This window comes from Nitrospirillum guaranorum (assembly GCF_034653275.1).
Classification (GTDB): domain Bacteria; phylum Pseudomonadota; class Alphaproteobacteria; order Azospirillales; family Azospirillaceae; genus Nitrospirillum.
This window is the reverse complement of the sequence record NZ_JAYEES010000004.1, coordinates 642,100-659,156: the sequence shown is the minus strand read 5'-3', so window position 1 is coordinate 659,156 and position 17,057 is coordinate 642,100. Positions and strand designations below refer to the sequence as shown.

The following is a 17,057-nucleotide window of genomic DNA, read 5'->3' as shown; positions in this document are numbered from 1 at the left end:
GGTTCCCCAAACGGTTACCTGGAAGCTTTTGCAATTTGGTGACAGCGGGCGGCGATGGCGGCACATGGGCGCGAAACAGGAGGCCGTCCCTCCGACGGTAGCGTTTGTAATGGGCGAAATGCTGTGGCTTAAGATAATACTGCGGCGCGGCTCCAAAGGTATGGGGCGGGACCGTCACGTAATTGTCATTAAATGATCCAGCCCCCGCGCTTTGAACAAAGGATGGCCTGGCAATGGATTTCTTTAAGCGTTTCACTGTTCTTCTTTGCGCCCCCGGCTTCGACGCCGATGACCTGGAAGGCATGCGGCTACAGAAAATCATCGCGGCCATCGAGGACGATGGGATCGAGGTGGTCAAGGCGCGGCGGGTGGAGGACGCGGAGATCGCCGTCCAGACCGACGCCGCCATCGGCTGCATGGTGGTCGACTGGGGCAAGCGCGGCCTTGAGGGCAAGACGGCGGCCCTGATCAACCTGATGCGCCGCCGCGGCCTGGACATGCCCATCGTCATCCTGGTGCGCCGCAAGCGCCTTGAGGACATCCCGGTGGAGGTGCTGGACTTCATCGACGGCTACATCTTCCTGTCGGAAGAGACGCCGGAATTCATCGCCCGCAACCTGATCAGCCGCCTCAAGAAATATGCCGACACGCTGAAGACGCCCTTCTTCGGCGCCCTGGTGGACTACGCCGAGGAAGGCAACCAGCTGTGGACCTGTCCCGGGCACAACGGCGGCATCTTCTACAGCCGCAGCCCCATCGGGCAAATTTTCGTGGAGCATCTGGGCGAGGCGGTGTTCCGCGACGACCTGGACAATTCGGTCATCGAGTTGGGCGACCTGCTGACGCATGAGGGCCCGGCCCTGAAGGCCCAGAAGGAAGCCGCCGCCATCTTCGGCGCGGAGAAGACCTATTTCGTGCTGAACGGCACCTCCTCCTCCAACAAGGTGGTGCTGGGCGCCCTGGTGGCGGAGGGCGACCTGGTGCTGTTCGACCGCAACAACCACAAGGCGGCCCACCACGGCGCCCTGCTGATCAGCGGCGGCATCCCCATCTATCTGGAAACGGACCGCAACTGCTACGGCATGATCGGGCCCATCCAAGGCCAGGCGCTGGATGAGGCGGCCATCCGGGAAAAGATCCGGCTGAACCCCCATGTGACCGATCCCGAGGCGTGGAAAAAGCCCCGCCCCTTCCGCGTCGCGGTCATCGAGCAGTGCACCTACGACGGCACCATCTACAGCGCGGAGATGATCCTCAAGCGCATCGGCCACCTCTGTGAATACATCCTGTTCGATGAGGCCTGGGCCGGGTTCATGAAGTTCCACCCGCTCTATGCCGGCCGCTTCGCCATGGGGCTGAAGGACCTGGGCGAGGAAGCGCCCGGCATCATCGCCACACAATCGACGCACAAGCAGCTGGCCAGCTTCTCCCAGGCGTCGCAGATCCATGTCCGCGACCGGCACATCAAAGGCCAGAAGCGCCGGGTGGAACATCGCCGGTTCAACGAGAGCTTCCTGCAGCACGCCTCCACCTCCCCCTTCTATCCCCTGTTCGCCTCGCTGGACGTGGGCGCGCAGATGATGAAGGGGCGGTCCGGCACCATCCTCTGGGACGACACCGTCCGCCTGGGCATCGAGCTGCGCAAGAAGCTGCGGGCGCTGCGCCGCGAGTATGAACAGAAGGAAACGGATCCGGCGCGCCGCTGGTTCTTCGAGCCCTTCATTCCCGATGTCGTCTCGCCCCCCGGGTCCGGGCCCGAGGATGCCGTGCACGAGGTGCCGTGGGAAAGCCTGAGCACCGACGAACTGGCCACCAACGCCCGGTACTGGTCCTTCTCGCCCGGCGAGACCTGGCACGGCTTCAGCCATGTGACCGAGGGGTTGGCCATGACCGACCCCAACAAGCTGATCATCCTGACGCCGGGGTTCGACCGGCGGACCGGCACCTATGCCGACCACGGCATACCGGCCCCGGTGGTGGCCCAATACCTGCGCGAGAACCGCGTCGTCCCGGAGAAGAACGACCTCAACTCCCTGCTGTTCCTGCTGACCCCCGGCGTGGAATCCAGCAAGGCCGGCACCCTGCTGAGCGCCCTGGCGGCGTTCAAGCGCCTGCATGACGACAACGCCCTGCTGGAGGATGTCATGCCCCGCTTCGTCGCCCGCTGGCCCCAGCGGTACCGGGGCGTGCGCCTGCGCGACCTGTGCGCCCAGATGCACGCCTTCTATCGCGAGATCAACGTCAGCGCCCTGCAGCAGAAGCAGTTCGCGCCCGAGCATCTGCCAGAAATGGTGGTGCCGCCCCATGAGGCGGCGCGCAGCCTGGTGCGCAACAAGGTCGACTACCTGCCCCTCAGCGAGATCGACGGCCGCATCGCCACCACCCTGTTCCTGGTCTATCCACCGGGCATCGCCACCATCGTGCCGGGCGAACGCCTGGACGCGCGGGCCAAGCCCATGCTGGACTATCTCAAGATGTTCGAGCAGAGCGCCAACCTGTTCCCCGGTTTCGAGAACGAGGTGCAGGGCCTGTATCGCAAGGTCGAGCCCGATGGGACGATGCGTTTCTATACTTACGTGATGCAGGAGTGAGCGTGCCGGAATGTCCGCCATGACCGACTCTTCCATGCCCTTTCCCAGCGTGAACCAGGATCCTGGCGCCAGCCAGGACCTGGCCTCGCCCATGCCGGGCCCCCTGCCGTCGCCCATTGTGCTGCGCCACTCGAATGACGAGGACGTGCCGGCCATGCTCGACATCTACCGGCATCATATCGGGCATGGCGTTGGCAACCTGGGTACCTTCGTGCCGACACCGTTCGACATCGAGGACCTGAAGGCGCGGCGCAAGAACATGCGCAAGCACAAGCTGCCCCACCTGGTCGCCACCATCGACGGCGTCGTGGTCGGCTACGCCTACGCCGTGCTGTTCCGCAAGCGCCCCGCCTACCGGTTCACGGTCAAGCACTCCATCTACATCCATCCCGACCGCCTGCATCGCGGCATCGGCCGGGCGCTGCTGCCCGCCCTGATCCAGGAATGCGCGGCCGCCGGCTTTCGCCAGATGATCGGCTACGTCGACAGCTCCAACGCCGCCTCGCTACGGCTGCACGAGGCCTGCGGCTTCCGCCAGGTCGGTTACCTGGCGGCGGTGGCCTTCCGTTTCGGCAAATGGACCGACACCGTGATGCTGCAGCGGGCCCTCGGGCCGGACGGTGGGCAGGGCGATGGCAGTCCATAAGCTGTGGTGGCCGGCACGGCCGACCTGTGCCTAATGCCCCGCCACCCATCCCCCTGCCGCCTCAGGAATTCACGACCGTGCCGCCGTTGGGGTGCATGACCTGCCCCGTCATGTAGGACGCCTCTTCACTGGCCAGGAAGACGTGGCAGGAGGCGACCTCGTTCGGCTGGCCGGGACGACCCATGGGCGTGTTCTTGCCGTGCTCCGCCACCTTCTCCGCATCGAAGGAGGCCGGAATCAGGGGCGTCCAGATCGGCCCCGGCGCCACGGCGTTGACGCGGATGCCCGCCTCGACCAGCAATTGCGACAGGGACCGGGTGAAGGCCAGCACGGCGCCCCGGGTGGCCGAATAGTCCAGCAGATGCGGGCTGCCCTTGTAGGCGGTGACGGAGGTGGTGTTGACAATGGCGCCACCGCGCTGCATGTGCTGCAGCGCCATCTTGGACATGAAGAAGTAGCCGAAGACGTTGGTGCGGAAGGTACGCTCCAACTGCTCCGCCGTCAGGTCGCCCAGGCCATCGGTGGTGTGCTGCTCGGCCGCGTTGTTGACCAGGACGTCCAGCTTGCCGAAGGTGGCCACCACTTTGTCCACCGCCTCCTTGCAGAAGGGCTCCGAACCGACGTCGCCGGCGATGGCCAGGCCGCGCCGGCCCTCAGCCTCGATCAGCGTCACGGTGTCGGCCGCGTCCTCATGCTCGTCCAGGTAGACGATGGCCACGTCGGCGCCCTCGCAGGCCATGAGGACGGCCACGGCGCGGCCGATGCCGCTGTCACCGCCGGTGATCAGCGCCACCTTGTCCGCCAGGCGGCCCGCGCCGGGAAAGCGCGGGGCATAGTCCGGCGCCGGCGTCATCTCGCGCTCACGGCCCGGCTGATGGTCTTGCTGCTGCGGGGGGATGGCATCGTCCATGGGAATGCTCCAATTATACGGCCAAGCGGCTGGGCAAGGTGAACCGCGCGGAAGGGCGCGGGGTTCCGGATGGAATGTCGGCCACGCCGGCGGCAGGTGCGCCGGCGTGGCCGGTTTCCGTACGGCCCTACCTGATGCCGTCAGCGATGGGCATGGCTGGTGCCGCCCTTGCGCCCCGCCTCCGCCGCGCGCGCCCGGTCGTTGGCGAAATTTCCACCAGACGCCTGGCCGCCCTTGCGGCCCGCTTCGGCCGCCAGGTCCCGGTTTTGGGAAAAGCTGCGCTTCTGGTCGGGAACGTTCCGTCCCCCCTTGCGGCCGGCGGCCGCGGCCAACCCGGAGTCCTGGGAAAAACTGCGCTTTTCATTCGGCACGCTGGAGCCGCCCTTGCTGGCGATGTCCCGCTGCTTGCCCTCATCCATGGAAGCGAAGCCGCGGCCGCGGGTGTTGCTGTCCTTGGTCATGACATCCTCTCTTATGTCAGCGATGCGCCGCGCCGGTCCTGCCTAACGTCCGGACGCTTCTTCTTCACAGCGCCCGCATATAAGAGGGGACGCTCTTCCGGGTTCCGGATTTTATTTAAAATTTATGGTATCTCATAGTATAGTTAAGCCGAAGCTTCGCTTATAGTTGCATTTTATATTTCTTTCACTGCGGGACCTCGCCACGCGCGCGCCTGGAACGCCTTTCCCATAAGGCTGGGGGCCGGACCCGCAGGCCCAGCCCCCTTTCTCATGAACACTCGAAAATTCCCCCGGGCCACGGCGGCGCCACCGCCGCCCGGGCCATGCCGCGCGCCTTAGTGCTGGCCGCCCTTGCGGCCGGCCTCCGAGGCGCGTTCCCGGTCATGGGCGAAATTGCCGCCGGAGGCTTGGCCACCCTTGCGGCCGGCCTCGGCGGCCAGCTCATGATCCTGGGAGAAGCTGCGCTTCTCGTCCGGAACGCTGGAGCCGCCCTTGGCGGCGATGTCGCGCTGCTTGTCGTCGTCCATGGACGCGAAGCCGCGGTTCGACGTATTGGAAGCCATAGGATCACTCCATTCTGCTTCGGGAATTGAGCCTCGACGCCGCTTCACCGGCCCCAAGGCGTCCAGCGCGGCTCATGCGCTGGATATCTGTTAAAGATCTTTATCGCCGCCACGGTTCCGATTCTTTTCTTAGATTTACCGCATCTTTCAATATAGATAAGCTTCAGTCCCGCTTAAATTCGCGCTTTTATTATATTTTCACTTTGGTGAGCCTCCACCATGTCCCGCGCCTGCCGCAGAGCGGCCACCAGGGCGTCATAGGTGCGGGCACGGGCGGAATCATCCCACGCCCGCAGCACGGCGGAGGGATGGTAGGTCGCGATGCCGGGCCGGCCGTCGGCCCAGGCCAGGGGCTTGCCGCCCTCTCGGACCAGGGCGACGGTCCTGCCCATCAGCGACCGGGCCGCGGTGGCGCCCAAGGCCACGATGACGGCGGGCTGGACCAGCGCCACCTCCCGGTCCAACCACCAGCGACAGGCCTCCACCTCCCCCTGGTTGGGGCGTTGATGCATGCGGCGCTTGCCGCGCATCTCATGCTTGAAGTGCTTGACGGCGTTGGTGACGAAAAGGTCGTTTCGCTCCAGGCCGGCCGCCGCCAGCGCCTCATCCAATATCCGCCCCGCCGGACCGACGAAGGGACGGCCCGCCTTGTCCTCCTGGTCGCCGGGCTGTTCGCCCACCAGCACCAGGGGTGCGTGCGCCGGCCCTTCGCCGAACACCACCTGGGTGGCGTCGCGATATAGGTCGCACCGCCGGCAGCCGGCGGCACCGGCCGCAAGCTCAGCCAAGTCGCGATCCACGGACGTCAGTCCCGTTGGGAGATGCCGCTCAAGGCCCGGCCGGCGGTGGCGCTGGCGCGGACCGCCAGATCGCCCAGGGCGACGATGCCGACCAGGCGCTTCTCCCGGTTCAGAACAGGCAGGCGGCGCATCTGGACGTTCACCATGTTGTGGCACACCTGCTCCACATCCTCGTCCTCGTAGCAGTAGCAGACCTGGGGCGTCATGACCTCGCCCACCGTGGCGTCGGGGCCGCGCCCCTCGGCGACGCCGCGGATGGTGATGTCGCGGTCGGTGACCATTCCGACCAGGCGGTCGCCCTGGCCGACCGGGATGGCGCCGATGTCGCATTCGGACATCAGCCGCGCGGCATCGCGCAGCTTCTGGTCCGGCGTCGCCAGCTTCACGTTGGTGGACATGATTTCCTGGATCCGCATCGCACACTCCTTCGCCTGGGTTGACGCGCCGCCCGCACCCCTGGACCGGCAACCCCATGGACCATGGGTTTGGGAGGATGGGTTCGGGAAGGGCTCGCTCGCCTCAACGCCCAGGCCGGGCGGTGGTTCCCGGGGGCAGGCCTGGGCCTTGCCATATCCCCTCGGGGGGGATAGGTTGCCGTCACCATGACACACACCCATCGCCCCGGCCTCCGCCGATGACCCCGCTTTCCGATCTGCTGCAACAAGGGGCCGGCAACGCCTGGCTGTTCATTCCCAGCGCCATCCTTCTGGGCGCCCTGCATGGGCTGGAGCCAGGGCACTCCAAAACCATGATGGCGGCCTTCATCATCGCCATCCGGGGAACGGTGGGACAGGCCGTGCTGCTGGGCCTATCGGCCACGCTGTCGCACACCCTGGTGGTGTGGGCCGTGGCCCTGGCCGGCCTGCACTTCGGCCGCGACTGGAACGCCGAGATGACGGAGCCTTATTTCCAGATCGCGTCGGCCGCCCTGATCATCGCCGTCGCCCTGTGGATGCTGTGGCGCACCCGCCAAGCCCAGCGGGAGGAGGAAACCCATCACCACGGCCATGATCATGATCATGACCATCTTCACGATCATGGTCACCAGCACCATGACCATCACGACCACCATCACCATGACCACGGACATGGGCATGACCACGGGCATGGGCACCCGGCACGGGGCGTGGACCTGGCCGTCACCGGTTATCAGGATGCGCATGAACTGGCGCATGCCGCCGACATCCAGCGGCGCTTCGCCAATCGCACGGTGACCACGGGCCAAATCGTGCTGTTCGGCCTGACGGGCGGGCTGATCCCCTGCCCCGCCGCCATCACCGTGCTGCTGCTGTGCCTGCAGTTGAAGCAGGTCAGCCTGGGCGTGGCCCTGGTGCTGTGCTTCAGCATCGGCCTGGCGCTGACCATGGTCAGCGTGGGCGTGGTGGCGGCGCTGGGCATGCGCCATGCCTCCCGCCGCTGGGGGCCCGCCTTCGCCTTGCTGGCCCGCCGCGCGCCCTACGCCTCCGGCACGCTGATCATCCTGGTCGGCCTTTACATCGGCTGGCAGGGCTGGAGCGCGCTGTCCTAATTGGCCAGGCGCTGAACGATCAGGTCGAACAGCGCCCGCAGGCGGGGTAGGCGCCGCAGGTCGCGGTGATAGCCGATCCAGGTGTCGCGGCTGGGCGGCGCCTCGCCCAGGTCGACCAATTCGATGCCGGGGGTGCCATCCCCCAAGGGCCGGGGCAGCACCGCCAGGCCCGCCCCCAGGGCACACAGGCGGGCCTGGACCTCGCGGTTGTTGCTGCGCGACACCACCGTCGCCTTGGGCAGCAGGCGGGTGACCCAGCCCACGTCGGGCATGCCGCCGAAGGCCGTATCCATCAGCACCAGCCGGCAACCGGCGCCGTCGCCCGCCACCGGGGTCCACAGGCCGGGCTTGGCATAGAGCCCATAGGGGATGGTCACCAGCCTGCGGGCGATGACTTCCGGCTCGTCAAACGGCCGGATGCGCATGACCAAATCGGCCTCCCGCCGGGACAGACTGTAGAGGCGCGGGTCGGTCAGCAGTTCCACCACCACGGCCGGGTGCATGCCGGCGAATTCCGCCAACACGGGGGAGAGCATCGTCACCCCGAACCAGTCGGAGCAGGAGACGCGCAACAGGCCCTCCAGCCCGCCGACGCTGCCCGCCAGCTGGCGCTGCAGGGCCAGCGCCTCCTCCTCCATGCGCAGGGCGGGGCCCAGCATGGCCTGCCCTTCGTCGGTCAGGACGAAGCCGTCGCTGGTGCGTTGGAACAGCGCCGCCCCCACCGCCTGCTCCAGCGCGCGCAGGCGCCGGCCCATGGTCGGCTGGGTTTGGCCCAGCTTGCGGGCGGCGGCGCCCAAGGTGCCTTCCCGCGCGATGGCCAGGAAGATGGGCAGGTCACTCCAGTCCAGGACGCGCATGAGCTCACCCAAACAAAGTCGCATGGCCTTCGTACATCTCTTAAGATTTCCATGCATCTTGGTTGGGCGCAAGATTTGTGGGCGCCGATGAGGGCGCACCCCCAAGCCGGAGCAAAACACCATGATCCCCACCATGCCCCCCACAATGAGGGCCGCGATCGTCGAGACGCAAAATGGCCCCTTCCGCATCGCCGATATCGCCCGCCCCCAGCCGGCCCACGGCCAGGTGCTGGTCCGCATCCAGGCCAGCGGCGTGAACCCGCTGGACACCAAAATCCGCGCCGCCGCCGCCGCCCATGCCCGCCACCCGCTGCCCGCCATCCTGGGCCTGGACCTGGCCGGCGTGGTCGAGGCGGTGGGCCCCGGCGTCACCACCTTCCGCCCGGGTGACGAGGTTTACGGCATGACCGGCGGCGTGGGCGGCCTTCAAGGTTCCCTCGCCCAATATGCCGCGGTCGATGCCGATTTGCTGGCGCTGAAGCCCGCCAACCTGACAATGCGGGAGGCTGCGGCCCTGCCGCTGGTGGCCATCACGGCCTGGGAAGGGCTGGTCGATCGCGCCAAGATACGCCCGGGGCGGACCCTGCTGGTGCAAGGCGGCGCCGGCGGCGTCGGCCATATAGCGGTGCAAATCGGCCGCGCCCTGGGCGCCACGGTTTATGCGACCGCCAGCGCCGAGGATGCCGAGTACGTGCGCGGCCTGGGCGCCACGCCCATCGACTACGCCGCCGAGACGGTGGCCGACTACGTGGGCCGGCTGACCGGCGGCAAGGGCTTCGAGCTGGTGTACGACACCAACGGCGGCGCGGTGCTGGACGCGTCCTTCCAGGCGGTGGCCCGCTTCGGCCATGTGGTCAGCGCGCTGGGCTGGGGCAGCCATGCCCTGGCGCCCCTGTCCTTCAAGGGGGCGACGTATTCCGGAGTCTTCACCCTGGCGCCGCTGCTGACCGGCGTGGATCGCGCCCACCATGGCGATCTGCTGAAGGAGGTCGCCACCCTGGTCGAGGCGGGCAAGCTGCTGCCCCGCCTGGATCCGCGCGTCTACACGCTGGAGACGGCGGCCGACGCCCACGCGGCCATCACCGACCGCACCGCCAAAGGCAAGGTCGTGGTCTCGATCGCTTGAAGCGGGCGCGGGGCGGTACGGCGCCACCCCGCCCCCTCAGGCTCAATGGCCGTGCCCCTCCTGGGCCAGGTGCGGCGACAGGGAGGGCGGCGTGTCGTGCGCCTCGCGCGACGGCGGGATGACGAAGAATCCGTGCGTGCCGTCCCGGCGCAACTGGCCCACCAGGCCGTATTCCCAGTCCAGATAGGCCTGCATCGCCTCCACCGCGTTATCGGTGCCCTCATAGGGCCGGCGGTAGACATCGTCGGGCGCGGACAGGAAGACCCCTTCCCCGCTGTCCAGTTGCAGACCGGCGGCGCGCCAAGCGTCCGTGCCCCCGTCCAGCACCAGCGCCGGCCGGCCCGTCAGGGCCTGGATGTCGGCGGCGGCGAAGCGGGCCGCGAGACCGTCAGGGGAAGTCACCACGATGGTATGGCCGCGCACCGCCGCCGGCAGATCCGCCGCCAACCGGGCGCGGATGATGAAGCGGGCGCCCGGGACGCGGCCCCGGCGATAGGCCGGGCTGGGCCCCACATCCAGCGGCGTCGCCCCGCCCTCGGCCAGCAACCGCGCCAGATAGGCCGGCGGTATGGCCTCGACCACCGGCAGCGGCGGCAGGGTCGGCCGCCACGCCCCCGTGTCCGTCAAGGCATCGGGGGGACATCATCCAGCACCAGCACCTCCCACCCCATCTGCGCCAGCCAGGACGCGCTCATGTCCGCGCGCACCGACAGGGTGTCGAACAGGACGATGCGGGCCCCGCGCACCGGCGCGGAATGGTCCGTCTCCTGCACCAGCTGGCCACCCGGCGCGCTGCGGAAGCCCGGCAGGTGGCCGGCCTGGTATTCCTCCGGCGTGCGCACATCCAGGCGGTAAAGGGTGCGCCCCACTTCCTCCAGCGCCGCGAGATCGGCGTAGGGCAGGCGTCGCACGCCGGCGCGATAGGCCACGGCGCGGGCGGCGGCGCGGGCCCGTTCCCGCTCGGCAGCGGTCACGTCGCCGAAGCGGCGCTGCTGCCCATGCTCCAGGGCGAAGCCCGCCAGGGTCCAGCCGATGGTGCCGTTGCGCAGGGCGTAGACGGGATTGGGCACCCCGGCGTTGCGCAGCGACTGGGCACCGATCAGGCTGCGGGTGCGGCCGGCGCAATTGACGATGATGGTGGTGGCGGGATCGGGCGCCAGGGTGCGGGCGCGCAGCACCAGCTCCGCCCCCGGCACGCTGGTGCCGGTGGGGATGCTCATGGTGCGGTATTCCTCGAACCGCCGGCTGTCCAGCACCACCACGTCGGCCTGGGCGTCCAGCAGCTCCTTGACCTGGGGTGCCGCCAGCGACGGCGTGTGCGCCTCCGTCTCCACCAGTTCGCCGAAGGCCTTGGACGGCACGTTGACGTCGCGGAAGACCTCATAGCCGGCGGCGCGCCAGCCCTGCAGCCCGCCCGCCAGCAGGCGGACATTGGTGTAGCCCAGGTCCGCCAGCCCGGCCGCCGCCCGTTCCGCCAATCCCTCCCCCGCGTCATACAACACGATGGCGGTGTCGCGCCGGGGCACCCGGTCCAGCACCTCCAGCTCCAGCCGCGACAGGGGCAGGTTGGCGGCGAACAGCGGATGGGCCTGGGCGTAGGGGTCCTCCTCCCGCACGTCCAGCAGGGCCAGTTCGCGCCGGGCGATCAGGGTGAGGCGGACCTCGGCGGGTGTGGCGGCGGCAGGGGGGACGAAGGACATCAGGCGTGCTCCAGGGACGGCGTACGGGTGACGGTGAAGGCGGGCGTGGCGCCGGCGTTGCTGTAGCCGGAGATGAAGGGCTTGCGCGGCCCTTCCGCCGGGTAGACCCAGCGCCGCACCTGGCCGATATCGGCGCCGTAGACATGGATGCTGACGGAGGTGCGGTCCAGGTGGGCGTTGGTGACGCGATGGATATCCCCGGTCTGGGGCGACAGCGTCTCCACCTCCCCCGCCTCGAAGCGCTGCTTGGGGCCGACGGCCACCAGCTCATCGCGCGATCCCACCACGAAGCGCTGGGAATACTCGGCCCCCTGCAGGATGCCGACCAGCCCCCAGACGGTATGGTCATGCACCGGCGTCTCCTGCCCCGGCCCCCAGACGAAGCTGACGATGGAATAGCGCCCGTCGGGGTCGGCATAGAGCAGGAACTGGCGATAGCGCACCGGATCGGGCTCGGCATACGCGGCCGGCAGCCAGTCGTCGTGGGCCACCAGATCGGCCAGCGCGTCCCGTGCCTGGTCCAGTAACGCGCCCTCGGGCAGGCGCTGGTCAACCAGGACATCCAGCCGGCCGATGAAGGCACTGAGCCGCGCCGGCGCCGCGGGGTTGGTCTCGCTCATCTCGTCCCTCCGCCTGGTGGCGTCAATGGGTGGGTGGACAGCAACCATAGGAACCGGGCCGGGGCCGGGAAAATCGAGTTTTCCTGAAGGTAGGCTTGAGGCCCGGTGGTCAGGCGGGAGGGCGGAACGCCTATTGGGCCTGGTCTTCGATCACCATGTTAGGAAAATCTGACGAAGGACTCAGCCACTGGAAAGGATCACGATCGTGCACGCCCTGACCCCGCTCCCGCGCGGAAAGGAAGTCCTCCGGAATCTCCACTCCCTCCATCGCCGCAAAGAAACCCGACCAGTCCTTCTGCGAACATGCGGGCTGATCGCGATCCACCAAAGGCTCATTCTGATTGTTCATGGCGTCTCCTCTGAGACTTGAGGTCTGCCGTGCTTAGAGATTCCAGCGCTCAATGTCGGTTATCCGCAAATGACCCCACAATGACCGCCGCAATTTCAAAACGTATATGTACTCATCGTCCTGGCCACAGCCATCGGTATTGAGTGTCACCCAATAGGTTGGCCACCAACCAGCATGACGATCGATCCGACGTATCTTCAGGGTTTGCAACTGAGCGATACAGGTTTGAAACGTCCTGTAGTCATCCGAGGCAAGCGTACTATTCGGCAGGGCGTGCAAAAGCTGTCGATTAAGAACACCCTTATCCTGAAAGCCTCCCAACGCCTGAGCGACGGCAATCCAATCCGTCGACGCCGCCTGCGGCGTCAGATCTCGGCGTTCCTGTCCTGAGGGCATCGGACGGTCGGCATGGGCTGGTTGACATGACAATATGACCACCAACCCAATAAGAATCGCCGGCCCGCGCATGCCCGCCGCCCTTACCGCAATCATGTATCCCCATATGCTATGGCATTGACCATAGAAAGAGAATACAGCCCCGTCCTTTTACAGCTTATACCCCACCTTGAAGAACACGGTGCGCGGCGGACTTTCCACGTAGTACCAGACCGTGCCGGCGGCGGAGGCGGAGTAACTGCCACCCTGGGGCAGGCGGCGGTCGGCCAGGTTGCGCACGGTGGCGGAGAAGGTCCAGCGTTCGTCCTCCGTCGTGTATTTGGCGAACAGGTTGACGTTCCACTGCGCCGGGATGGCCACCTGCCAGGAATTGGCCACGTCGGCGAAGGATCGCGTCTGGTACTGGGCGTCCACGCCGACCTGGGCCTGGCCGGGCACCGCCAGCGGCAGGGTGTAGGTGGGGGCCGTGCGGAAGGTCCAGCGCGGAGCGTAGGGCAAGCGGTTGCCGCTGGCGCTGGTGCCGATGCCGGCGTAGTTCGGGAACTGGTCGTACAGCGCCAGGGTGTAGCTGGCGGAGTTGTCCCAGCGCAGCCCGTCGAAGGGCTGGAAGGTGGTTTCCAGCTCAAACCCCTCGGTATGGGCCGACGCCGCGTTCAGGCGGCGGGAGCGCAAGGTGGCCGGGTCCGTGGCCGTCGCCTGCAGGTCGGTATAGTCGTTGTAATAGAGCGCCAGGTTGACCAGCAGGCGCCGTTCCCACCATTGGCTTTTCACGCCCACCTCATAGGTCTCGACCTTTTCCGGCTGGTAGGGCAGCTGGGCGTTGATCAGCGCGCTGGCCCGGTTGTCGAAACCGCCGGCCTTGAAGCCCTTGGAATAACTGGCATAGGTCAGCACGTCCGGCGTCCACTGGTAGGACACGCCGAACTTGGGCGTCAGCGAATACCAGGTGGCGTCCGACTTGGCCTGGAAGGCGCCGGCCTTGTTGGTGGCCGTGGCCGGCACGATGGGGTTGCCGGCGGCGTCGGTGATGCGGGTGCCGTCAAGCGTGTCGTCAAATTGCCGATAGGTGAAGTCGCGGCTCTCGATGGTGTAACGCAGGCCCACCGTGCCGGTCAGCTTGTCGGTGACATGGTAGTCACCCTGGCCGTAGGCCGCGTAGCTGTCGGTCTTGGTGTTGCCCACCTGGTCCTGCGGCGGATTGGCCAGGCTGGGGTAGCTGAAACCGTTGCGGTCGCTGGAAAAGTTTTCGTGCAGGTAGAACAGGCCGCTTGTGAAATCCAGCGGCCCCCAGCTACCGTTGGCCTGGAATTCCTGCGTCAGCTCATTCTCGTAATAGCGGATGTAGTTCACCTGCTTCACCGCCGCCTCGCCGTCGTTGTCGTAAGAGACGGGCGCCTGGCCGAACAGGCGGTAGGCGGTGACGGACTTCAGGGTCAGCTTGTCGCCCAACGCCTGGGTGATGCGCAGGGCCGCCCCGCCGGAGTTGGAGTTGTTCTGCGGCTGCGGCTCCGCGAACGACAGCGACGGGTCGAAGCCGCCGCCCGGCTGGTTATGGGGCGTGTAATAGGCGGTGGTGGACCGGTCGCGCTTGGCATCCAGGGTCAATTGGATGTCCAGGTCGTCGGTCGCCTGCAGGCGCAGCTTGGCCCGCGCGCTGTCCACGTTCAGGTCGTTCACGTCCTTGTTGATGGTGGGGTCGCGGGTGTAGCCGTCGTGCTGCTCATGCCCATAGGCCAGGCTGGCGTACAGCTTGTTGGCGATGAGCGGGCCGGAGACGTAGCCGTGCGTCTCGAACGCGCCCCAGGTGCCGACCCCGGCGTCCACCGCCAGGCGCACCTCGTCATTCGGGTCGCGGGTGATGTAGCGGATGGCGCCGGCGCTGGTGTTGCGGCCGTAGAGCGTGCCCTGCGGCCCGCGCAAGACCTCCACCCGCTCCAGTTCCGCCAACAGGGGGGACGCGGCGATGGAGCGCGGGATGTAGACATCGTCGACGTACTGGGCGATGGCGGGATCGAAGATGGGGTCGGTCTCACCGATCCCGCGCAGGAAGAACAGCTGCGTCGTCGGTGTGATGCCGCCGCGCGGCACCGTCAGGCCGGGCACCAGGCCCGCCAGGTCGCGCACCGTGCTGATGTGCTGATCGGCGATGGCGTCGCCGGTGTAGGCCGACAGCGCGATGGGCGTTTCCTGCAACCGGGTCTGCCGCTTTTCCGCCGTGACCACGATATCGGCGATGCCGCCGCCGCTGGCGTCCAGGTCCGGCGCCACCTCGGCCACCGGCGCGGGGGGCGGCGGCGCCTGGCCACCTTCCTGGGCAAGGGCGGGAACCGTCAGCGCGCACAGGGCGGTCCCCAGCAGCAGCGAAGAAACGGCAACAGGGGAAAGCGAGGCCCGGCGAACCATGGAAGAGTGCTCCGCGAAACGAATGAGGAAGCACTCGTTTCGCGTATTTCACAGTTCCATAAAAACGAGATTTGTTTATGTGATTGGTGATTGGCCGTCAAATGACTGTGAATTTTGGCAATACCACACCCGTTGAGCCTCGGGCGGGGTCTTGCCGGCGATGCGGCCACCCCTGAAACTGGCTGAGCCCTATCGCCCGAGCCACCTCACCGCCGCCGCTTCGGTATCGTCAGGCCGGGTGTTGAACGCGATACGGGCCTGGGGGGCGGCGCGATGGATGGTGTTCAGGACCGTTTCCAGCAGGATGAGGTTGGCCGGCGGGTTGCGGATGCCGGCGCCGATCACCACCACGTCATAGGTCGCGCCGGATAAGGCGGTAGCGACTTCCGTCTCGGCCACGGCGGGGGCGGGCTGAACATACAGGTTGTCGCAGATGTAGCCTTGGCCCTCCAGCGACTGCTTGGAAGCGGTCACACCCGCGCGAACCTTGTCGGCCGTCATGCCCGGGATGATCCCCGGTGCCGTGTAGTCTACGGTGTCGGGATCCTGGCCGACGATCAGGATACGATAGGTCATGGTGCAAAACTCCCCTGGATTTGCACCGGGAGGATGCAATGAAAGCAACCATGACGCAAGCGCACGGCGGGCCGAATTCAAGCCTTCACAATACCACCGTGCCGCGGGTTCGTCCTTTTACGGGCTTCCGCCTATTCCCAGCGTCTGCGCGATGCGGACCAGCTTGTCGGGATTGCGGGTGATGTAGATGGCAGTGATGCGGCCGTCCTCGATCTCGAACGCGGTGGTTTGCAGCACCGTGCCCCGCTCCACGCTGACATAACCGGGCAGGCCGTCGATGCGCAGGGGGCGGATGAAGGCGGCCGATTGGAACTCCCCCTTGGCGTGCAGGCTGGCGAACAGGCGGACCATACGCTCCACCCCGACGATGGGGTTGCGGAAGGCGTGCACCCTGCCGCCGCCATCGGCCCGCAGCACCACGTCCTGCGCCAGCAGGCCTCGCAGCGTGTCCACATCGCCCAGGTGGGACGCGGCATAGAAGGCCTGGGCGATGCGCTCCCCCTCCTCCGGCGCCACGGGATAGCGGGGGCGCGCCTCCTGCACATGGCGCCGGGCGCGCACAGCCAGTTGGCGCACGGCGGCGGCATCGCGGTGCAGGGTGCCCGCCACCTCGTCCAATGCCACGCCGAACACGTCGTGCAGCAGGAAGGCCGCGCGTTCCAGGGGGACAGCCGCTCCAGCGCCAACATCAGCGTCAGGGTCAGGTCATCCTCGCCGTCATCCTCATCGCTGCCGGCCAGGGGCTCCGGCAGCCAGGCGCCGACATAGGTCTCCCGCCGCACCCGGGCCGACTTCAGCGTGTCCAGGCACAGGCGGGTGACGATGCGCGACAGGAAGGCGGCGGGGACGTCCACCGTGGCATGATCCGCCTGCCGCCAGCGCAGGTAGGCGTCCTGCACGACGTCCTCGGCCTCGGCCAAGGAGCCCAGCATGCGATAGGCCAGGCGCACCAGCCGGGGCCGATGCGCCAGGAAGATGGCGGTGGCGTCCCCTCCGTTCATCAGGCGGCCGCCCCCTGGATGTGCGCCACGGGCGGATGGGCCGCGCGGAAACCGACCTGCAGGCGGTTCCACAGGTTGATCATGCCGATGGCCAGGGACAGATGCACCTGCTCCGCCTCCGTGAAGTTGGCCCGCACCAGGGCGTAATCCTCGTCCGGCGCGCCGGTATCGGCCACGCGGGTCAGCGCCTCCGTCCAGGCCAGGGCCGCGCGTTCCCGGTCGGTATACAGGGAGGAGTCCCGCCAGCCGTTCAGCAGATGCAGGCGCATCTCCGTCTCGCCCATCTTGCGCGCGTCGGTGACGTGCATGTGCAGGCAGAAGGCGCAGCCGTTGATCTGCGACGCCCGGATTTTCACCAGTTCCATCAGCGCCGGCTCCAGCCCGCCGGCCTTGAGGGCATTGCTGGCCGCCAGCAGACCCTTGACGGCCTCGGGCGCCAGCTTGAAAGCGTCATTGATACGGGGGGTATGGGCGCTCATCGTCATCTCCATCAGATCATGCGTCATCGCATGACCCAAAGACGAGATGGC

The 17,057-nt window shown here is 67.3% G+C and carries 19 protein-coding genes and 1 pseudogene; 5 read left to right on the top strand and 15 right to left on the bottom strand.

Going from position 1 to position 17,057, the window contains the following annotated elements; translation table 11 throughout:
- Positions 1 to 233: 233 nt before the first annotated feature.
- Both UAJ10_RS24765 and UAJ10_RS24760 read left to right on the top strand, forming a co-directional pair.
- The gene (locus UAJ10_RS24765; protein ID WP_322917921.1) at positions 234 to 2,591 is read left to right on the top strand and encodes an Orn/Lys/Arg family decarboxylase; all 2,358 of its coding nucleotides are present in this window, start codon (positions 234 to 236) and stop codon (positions 2,589 to 2,591) included.
- 19 nt (positions 2,592 to 2,610) lie between these two features.
- Positions 2,611 to 3,237 carry a GNAT family N-acetyltransferase gene (locus tag UAJ10_RS24760; protein WP_322917920.1) on the top strand — a complete coding sequence of 209 codons (627 nt, stop codon included), beginning with the start codon at positions 2,611 to 2,613 and terminating at the stop codon, positions 3,235 to 3,237.
- Positions 3,238 to 3,298: 61 nt separating this feature from the next.
- On the opposite strand, the gene UAJ10_RS24755 is transcribed toward UAJ10_RS24760, so the two are convergent.
- The 5 genes from UAJ10_RS24755 to UAJ10_RS24735 form a co-directional block, all read right to left on the bottom strand.
- Entirely contained in the window at positions 3,299 to 4,147 is an 849-nt protein-coding gene (locus UAJ10_RS24755; RefSeq protein ID WP_322917919.1) for an SDR family oxidoreductase, read from the bottom strand.
- A 140-nt stretch (positions 4,148 to 4,287) separates the two neighbouring features.
- Complete coding sequence (locus UAJ10_RS24750; protein WP_145752572.1) at positions 4,288 to 4,608, bottom strand: con-10 family general stress protein; 321 nt, start codon at positions 4,606 to 4,608, stop codon at positions 4,288 to 4,290.
- 335 nt (positions 4,609 to 4,943) lie between these two features.
- The gene (locus UAJ10_RS24745) at positions 4,944 to 5,171 is read right to left on the bottom strand and encodes a con-10 family general stress protein (protein ID WP_322917918.1); all 228 of its coding nucleotides are present in this window, start codon (positions 5,169 to 5,171) and stop codon (positions 4,944 to 4,946) included.
- A gap of 173 nt (positions 5,172 to 5,344) precedes the next feature.
- On the bottom strand, positions 5,345 to 5,971 hold the full coding sequence (locus UAJ10_RS24740; RefSeq protein WP_322917917.1) for a UdgX family uracil-DNA binding protein: 627 nt from the start codon (positions 5,969 to 5,971) through the stop codon (positions 5,345 to 5,347).
- Positions 5,972 to 5,976: 5 nt separating this feature from the next.
- A complete protein-coding gene (locus UAJ10_RS24735; protein WP_322917916.1) occupies positions 5,977 to 6,387 on the bottom strand; it encodes a CBS domain-containing protein in 411 nt (136 codons plus the stop codon).
- Positions 6,388 to 6,605: 218 nt separating this feature from the next.
- Here UAJ10_RS24735 and UAJ10_RS24730 point away from each other — a divergent pair, with 218 nt between their 5' ends.
- Entirely contained in the window at positions 6,606 to 7,499 is an 894-nt protein-coding gene (locus UAJ10_RS24730) for a nickel/cobalt efflux transporter (protein WP_322917915.1), read from the top strand.
- Here UAJ10_RS24730 and UAJ10_RS24725 read toward each other — a convergent pair.
- A complete protein-coding gene (locus tag UAJ10_RS24725) occupies positions 7,496 to 8,356 on the bottom strand; it encodes a LysR family transcriptional regulator (protein ID WP_322917914.1) in 861 nt (286 codons plus the stop codon). The genes UAJ10_RS24730 and UAJ10_RS24725 overlap by 4 nt on opposite strands.
- A 121-nt stretch (positions 8,357 to 8,477) precedes the next feature.
- On the opposite strand from UAJ10_RS24725, the gene UAJ10_RS24720 reads away from it, so the two are divergent.
- Complete coding sequence (locus tag UAJ10_RS24720) at positions 8,478 to 9,482, top strand: zinc-dependent alcohol dehydrogenase family protein (RefSeq protein WP_322917913.1); 1,005 nt, start codon at positions 8,478 to 8,480, stop codon at positions 9,480 to 9,482.
- Between the two features lie 42 nt (positions 9,483 to 9,524).
- On the opposite strand, the gene UAJ10_RS24715 is transcribed toward UAJ10_RS24720, so the two are convergent.
- The 4 genes from UAJ10_RS24715 to UAJ10_RS24700 form a co-directional block, all read right to left on the bottom strand.
- Positions 9,525 to 10,109, bottom strand: a complete 585-nt coding sequence (locus UAJ10_RS24715) for a rhodanese-like domain-containing protein (protein ID WP_322917912.1) — start codon at positions 10,107 to 10,109, stop codon at positions 9,525 to 9,527.
- On the bottom strand, positions 10,106 to 11,182 hold the full coding sequence (locus UAJ10_RS24710; RefSeq protein ID WP_322917911.1) for a rhodanese-like domain-containing protein: 1,077 nt from the start codon (positions 11,180 to 11,182) through the stop codon (positions 10,106 to 10,108). The genes UAJ10_RS24715 and UAJ10_RS24710 overlap by 4 nt, the downstream gene beginning before the upstream one ends.
- Positions 11,182 to 11,802: a cysteine dioxygenase family protein gene (locus UAJ10_RS24705; RefSeq protein WP_322917910.1), complete on the bottom strand. Its 621-nt coding sequence runs from the start codon at positions 11,800 to 11,802 to the stop codon at positions 11,182 to 11,184. The genes UAJ10_RS24710 and UAJ10_RS24705 overlap by 1 nt, the downstream gene beginning before the upstream one ends.
- Positions 11,803 to 11,932: 130 nt before the next feature.
- Positions 11,933 to 12,151 (bottom strand): AbrB/MazE/SpoVT family DNA-binding domain-containing protein, encoded by a 219-nt coding sequence (locus UAJ10_RS24700; protein WP_322917909.1) that lies wholly within the window; start codon positions 12,149 to 12,151, stop codon positions 11,933 to 11,935.
- 174 nt (positions 12,152 to 12,325) lie between these two features.
- Between UAJ10_RS24700 and UAJ10_RS24695 the strand changes: the two genes are divergently transcribed.
- Entirely contained in the window at positions 12,326 to 12,541 is a 216-nt protein-coding gene (locus tag UAJ10_RS24695; RefSeq protein ID WP_322917908.1) for a hypothetical protein, read from the top strand.
- Positions 12,542 to 12,697: 156 nt separating this feature from the next.
- Here UAJ10_RS24695 and UAJ10_RS24690 read toward each other — a convergent pair whose 3' ends face one another.
- The 5 genes and pseudogenes from UAJ10_RS24690 to UAJ10_RS24670 all read right to left on the bottom strand — a co-directional run bounded on the left by UAJ10_RS24690 (position 12,698) and on the right by UAJ10_RS24670 (position 17,006).
- A complete protein-coding gene (locus tag UAJ10_RS24690; protein WP_322917907.1) occupies positions 12,698 to 14,950 on the bottom strand; it encodes a TonB-dependent receptor in 2,253 nt (750 codons plus the stop codon).
- 189 nt (positions 14,951 to 15,139) lie between these two features.
- Positions 15,140 to 15,526 carry a hypothetical protein gene (locus UAJ10_RS24685; RefSeq protein WP_322917906.1) on the bottom strand — a complete coding sequence of 129 codons (387 nt, stop codon included), beginning with the start codon at positions 15,524 to 15,526 and terminating at the stop codon, positions 15,140 to 15,142.
- Positions 15,527 to 15,643: 117 nt separating this feature from the next.
- Positions 15,644 to 16,150, bottom strand: a complete 507-nt coding sequence (locus UAJ10_RS24680) for a sigma-70 family RNA polymerase sigma factor family protein (RefSeq protein ID WP_322917905.1) — start codon at positions 16,148 to 16,150, stop codon at positions 15,644 to 15,646.
- Positions 16,151 to 16,368: 218 nt separating this feature from the next.
- Positions 16,369 to 16,458: pseudogene (locus UAJ10_RS24675) on the bottom strand (RNA polymerase sigma factor SigJ); the annotation flags it as partial.
- Positions 16,459 to 16,526: 68 nt separating this feature from the next.
- Complete coding sequence (locus UAJ10_RS24670) at positions 16,527 to 17,006, bottom strand: carboxymuconolactone decarboxylase family protein (protein ID WP_322917904.1); 480 nt, start codon at positions 17,004 to 17,006, stop codon at positions 16,527 to 16,529.
- Positions 17,007 to 17,057: the final 51 nt, after the last annotated feature.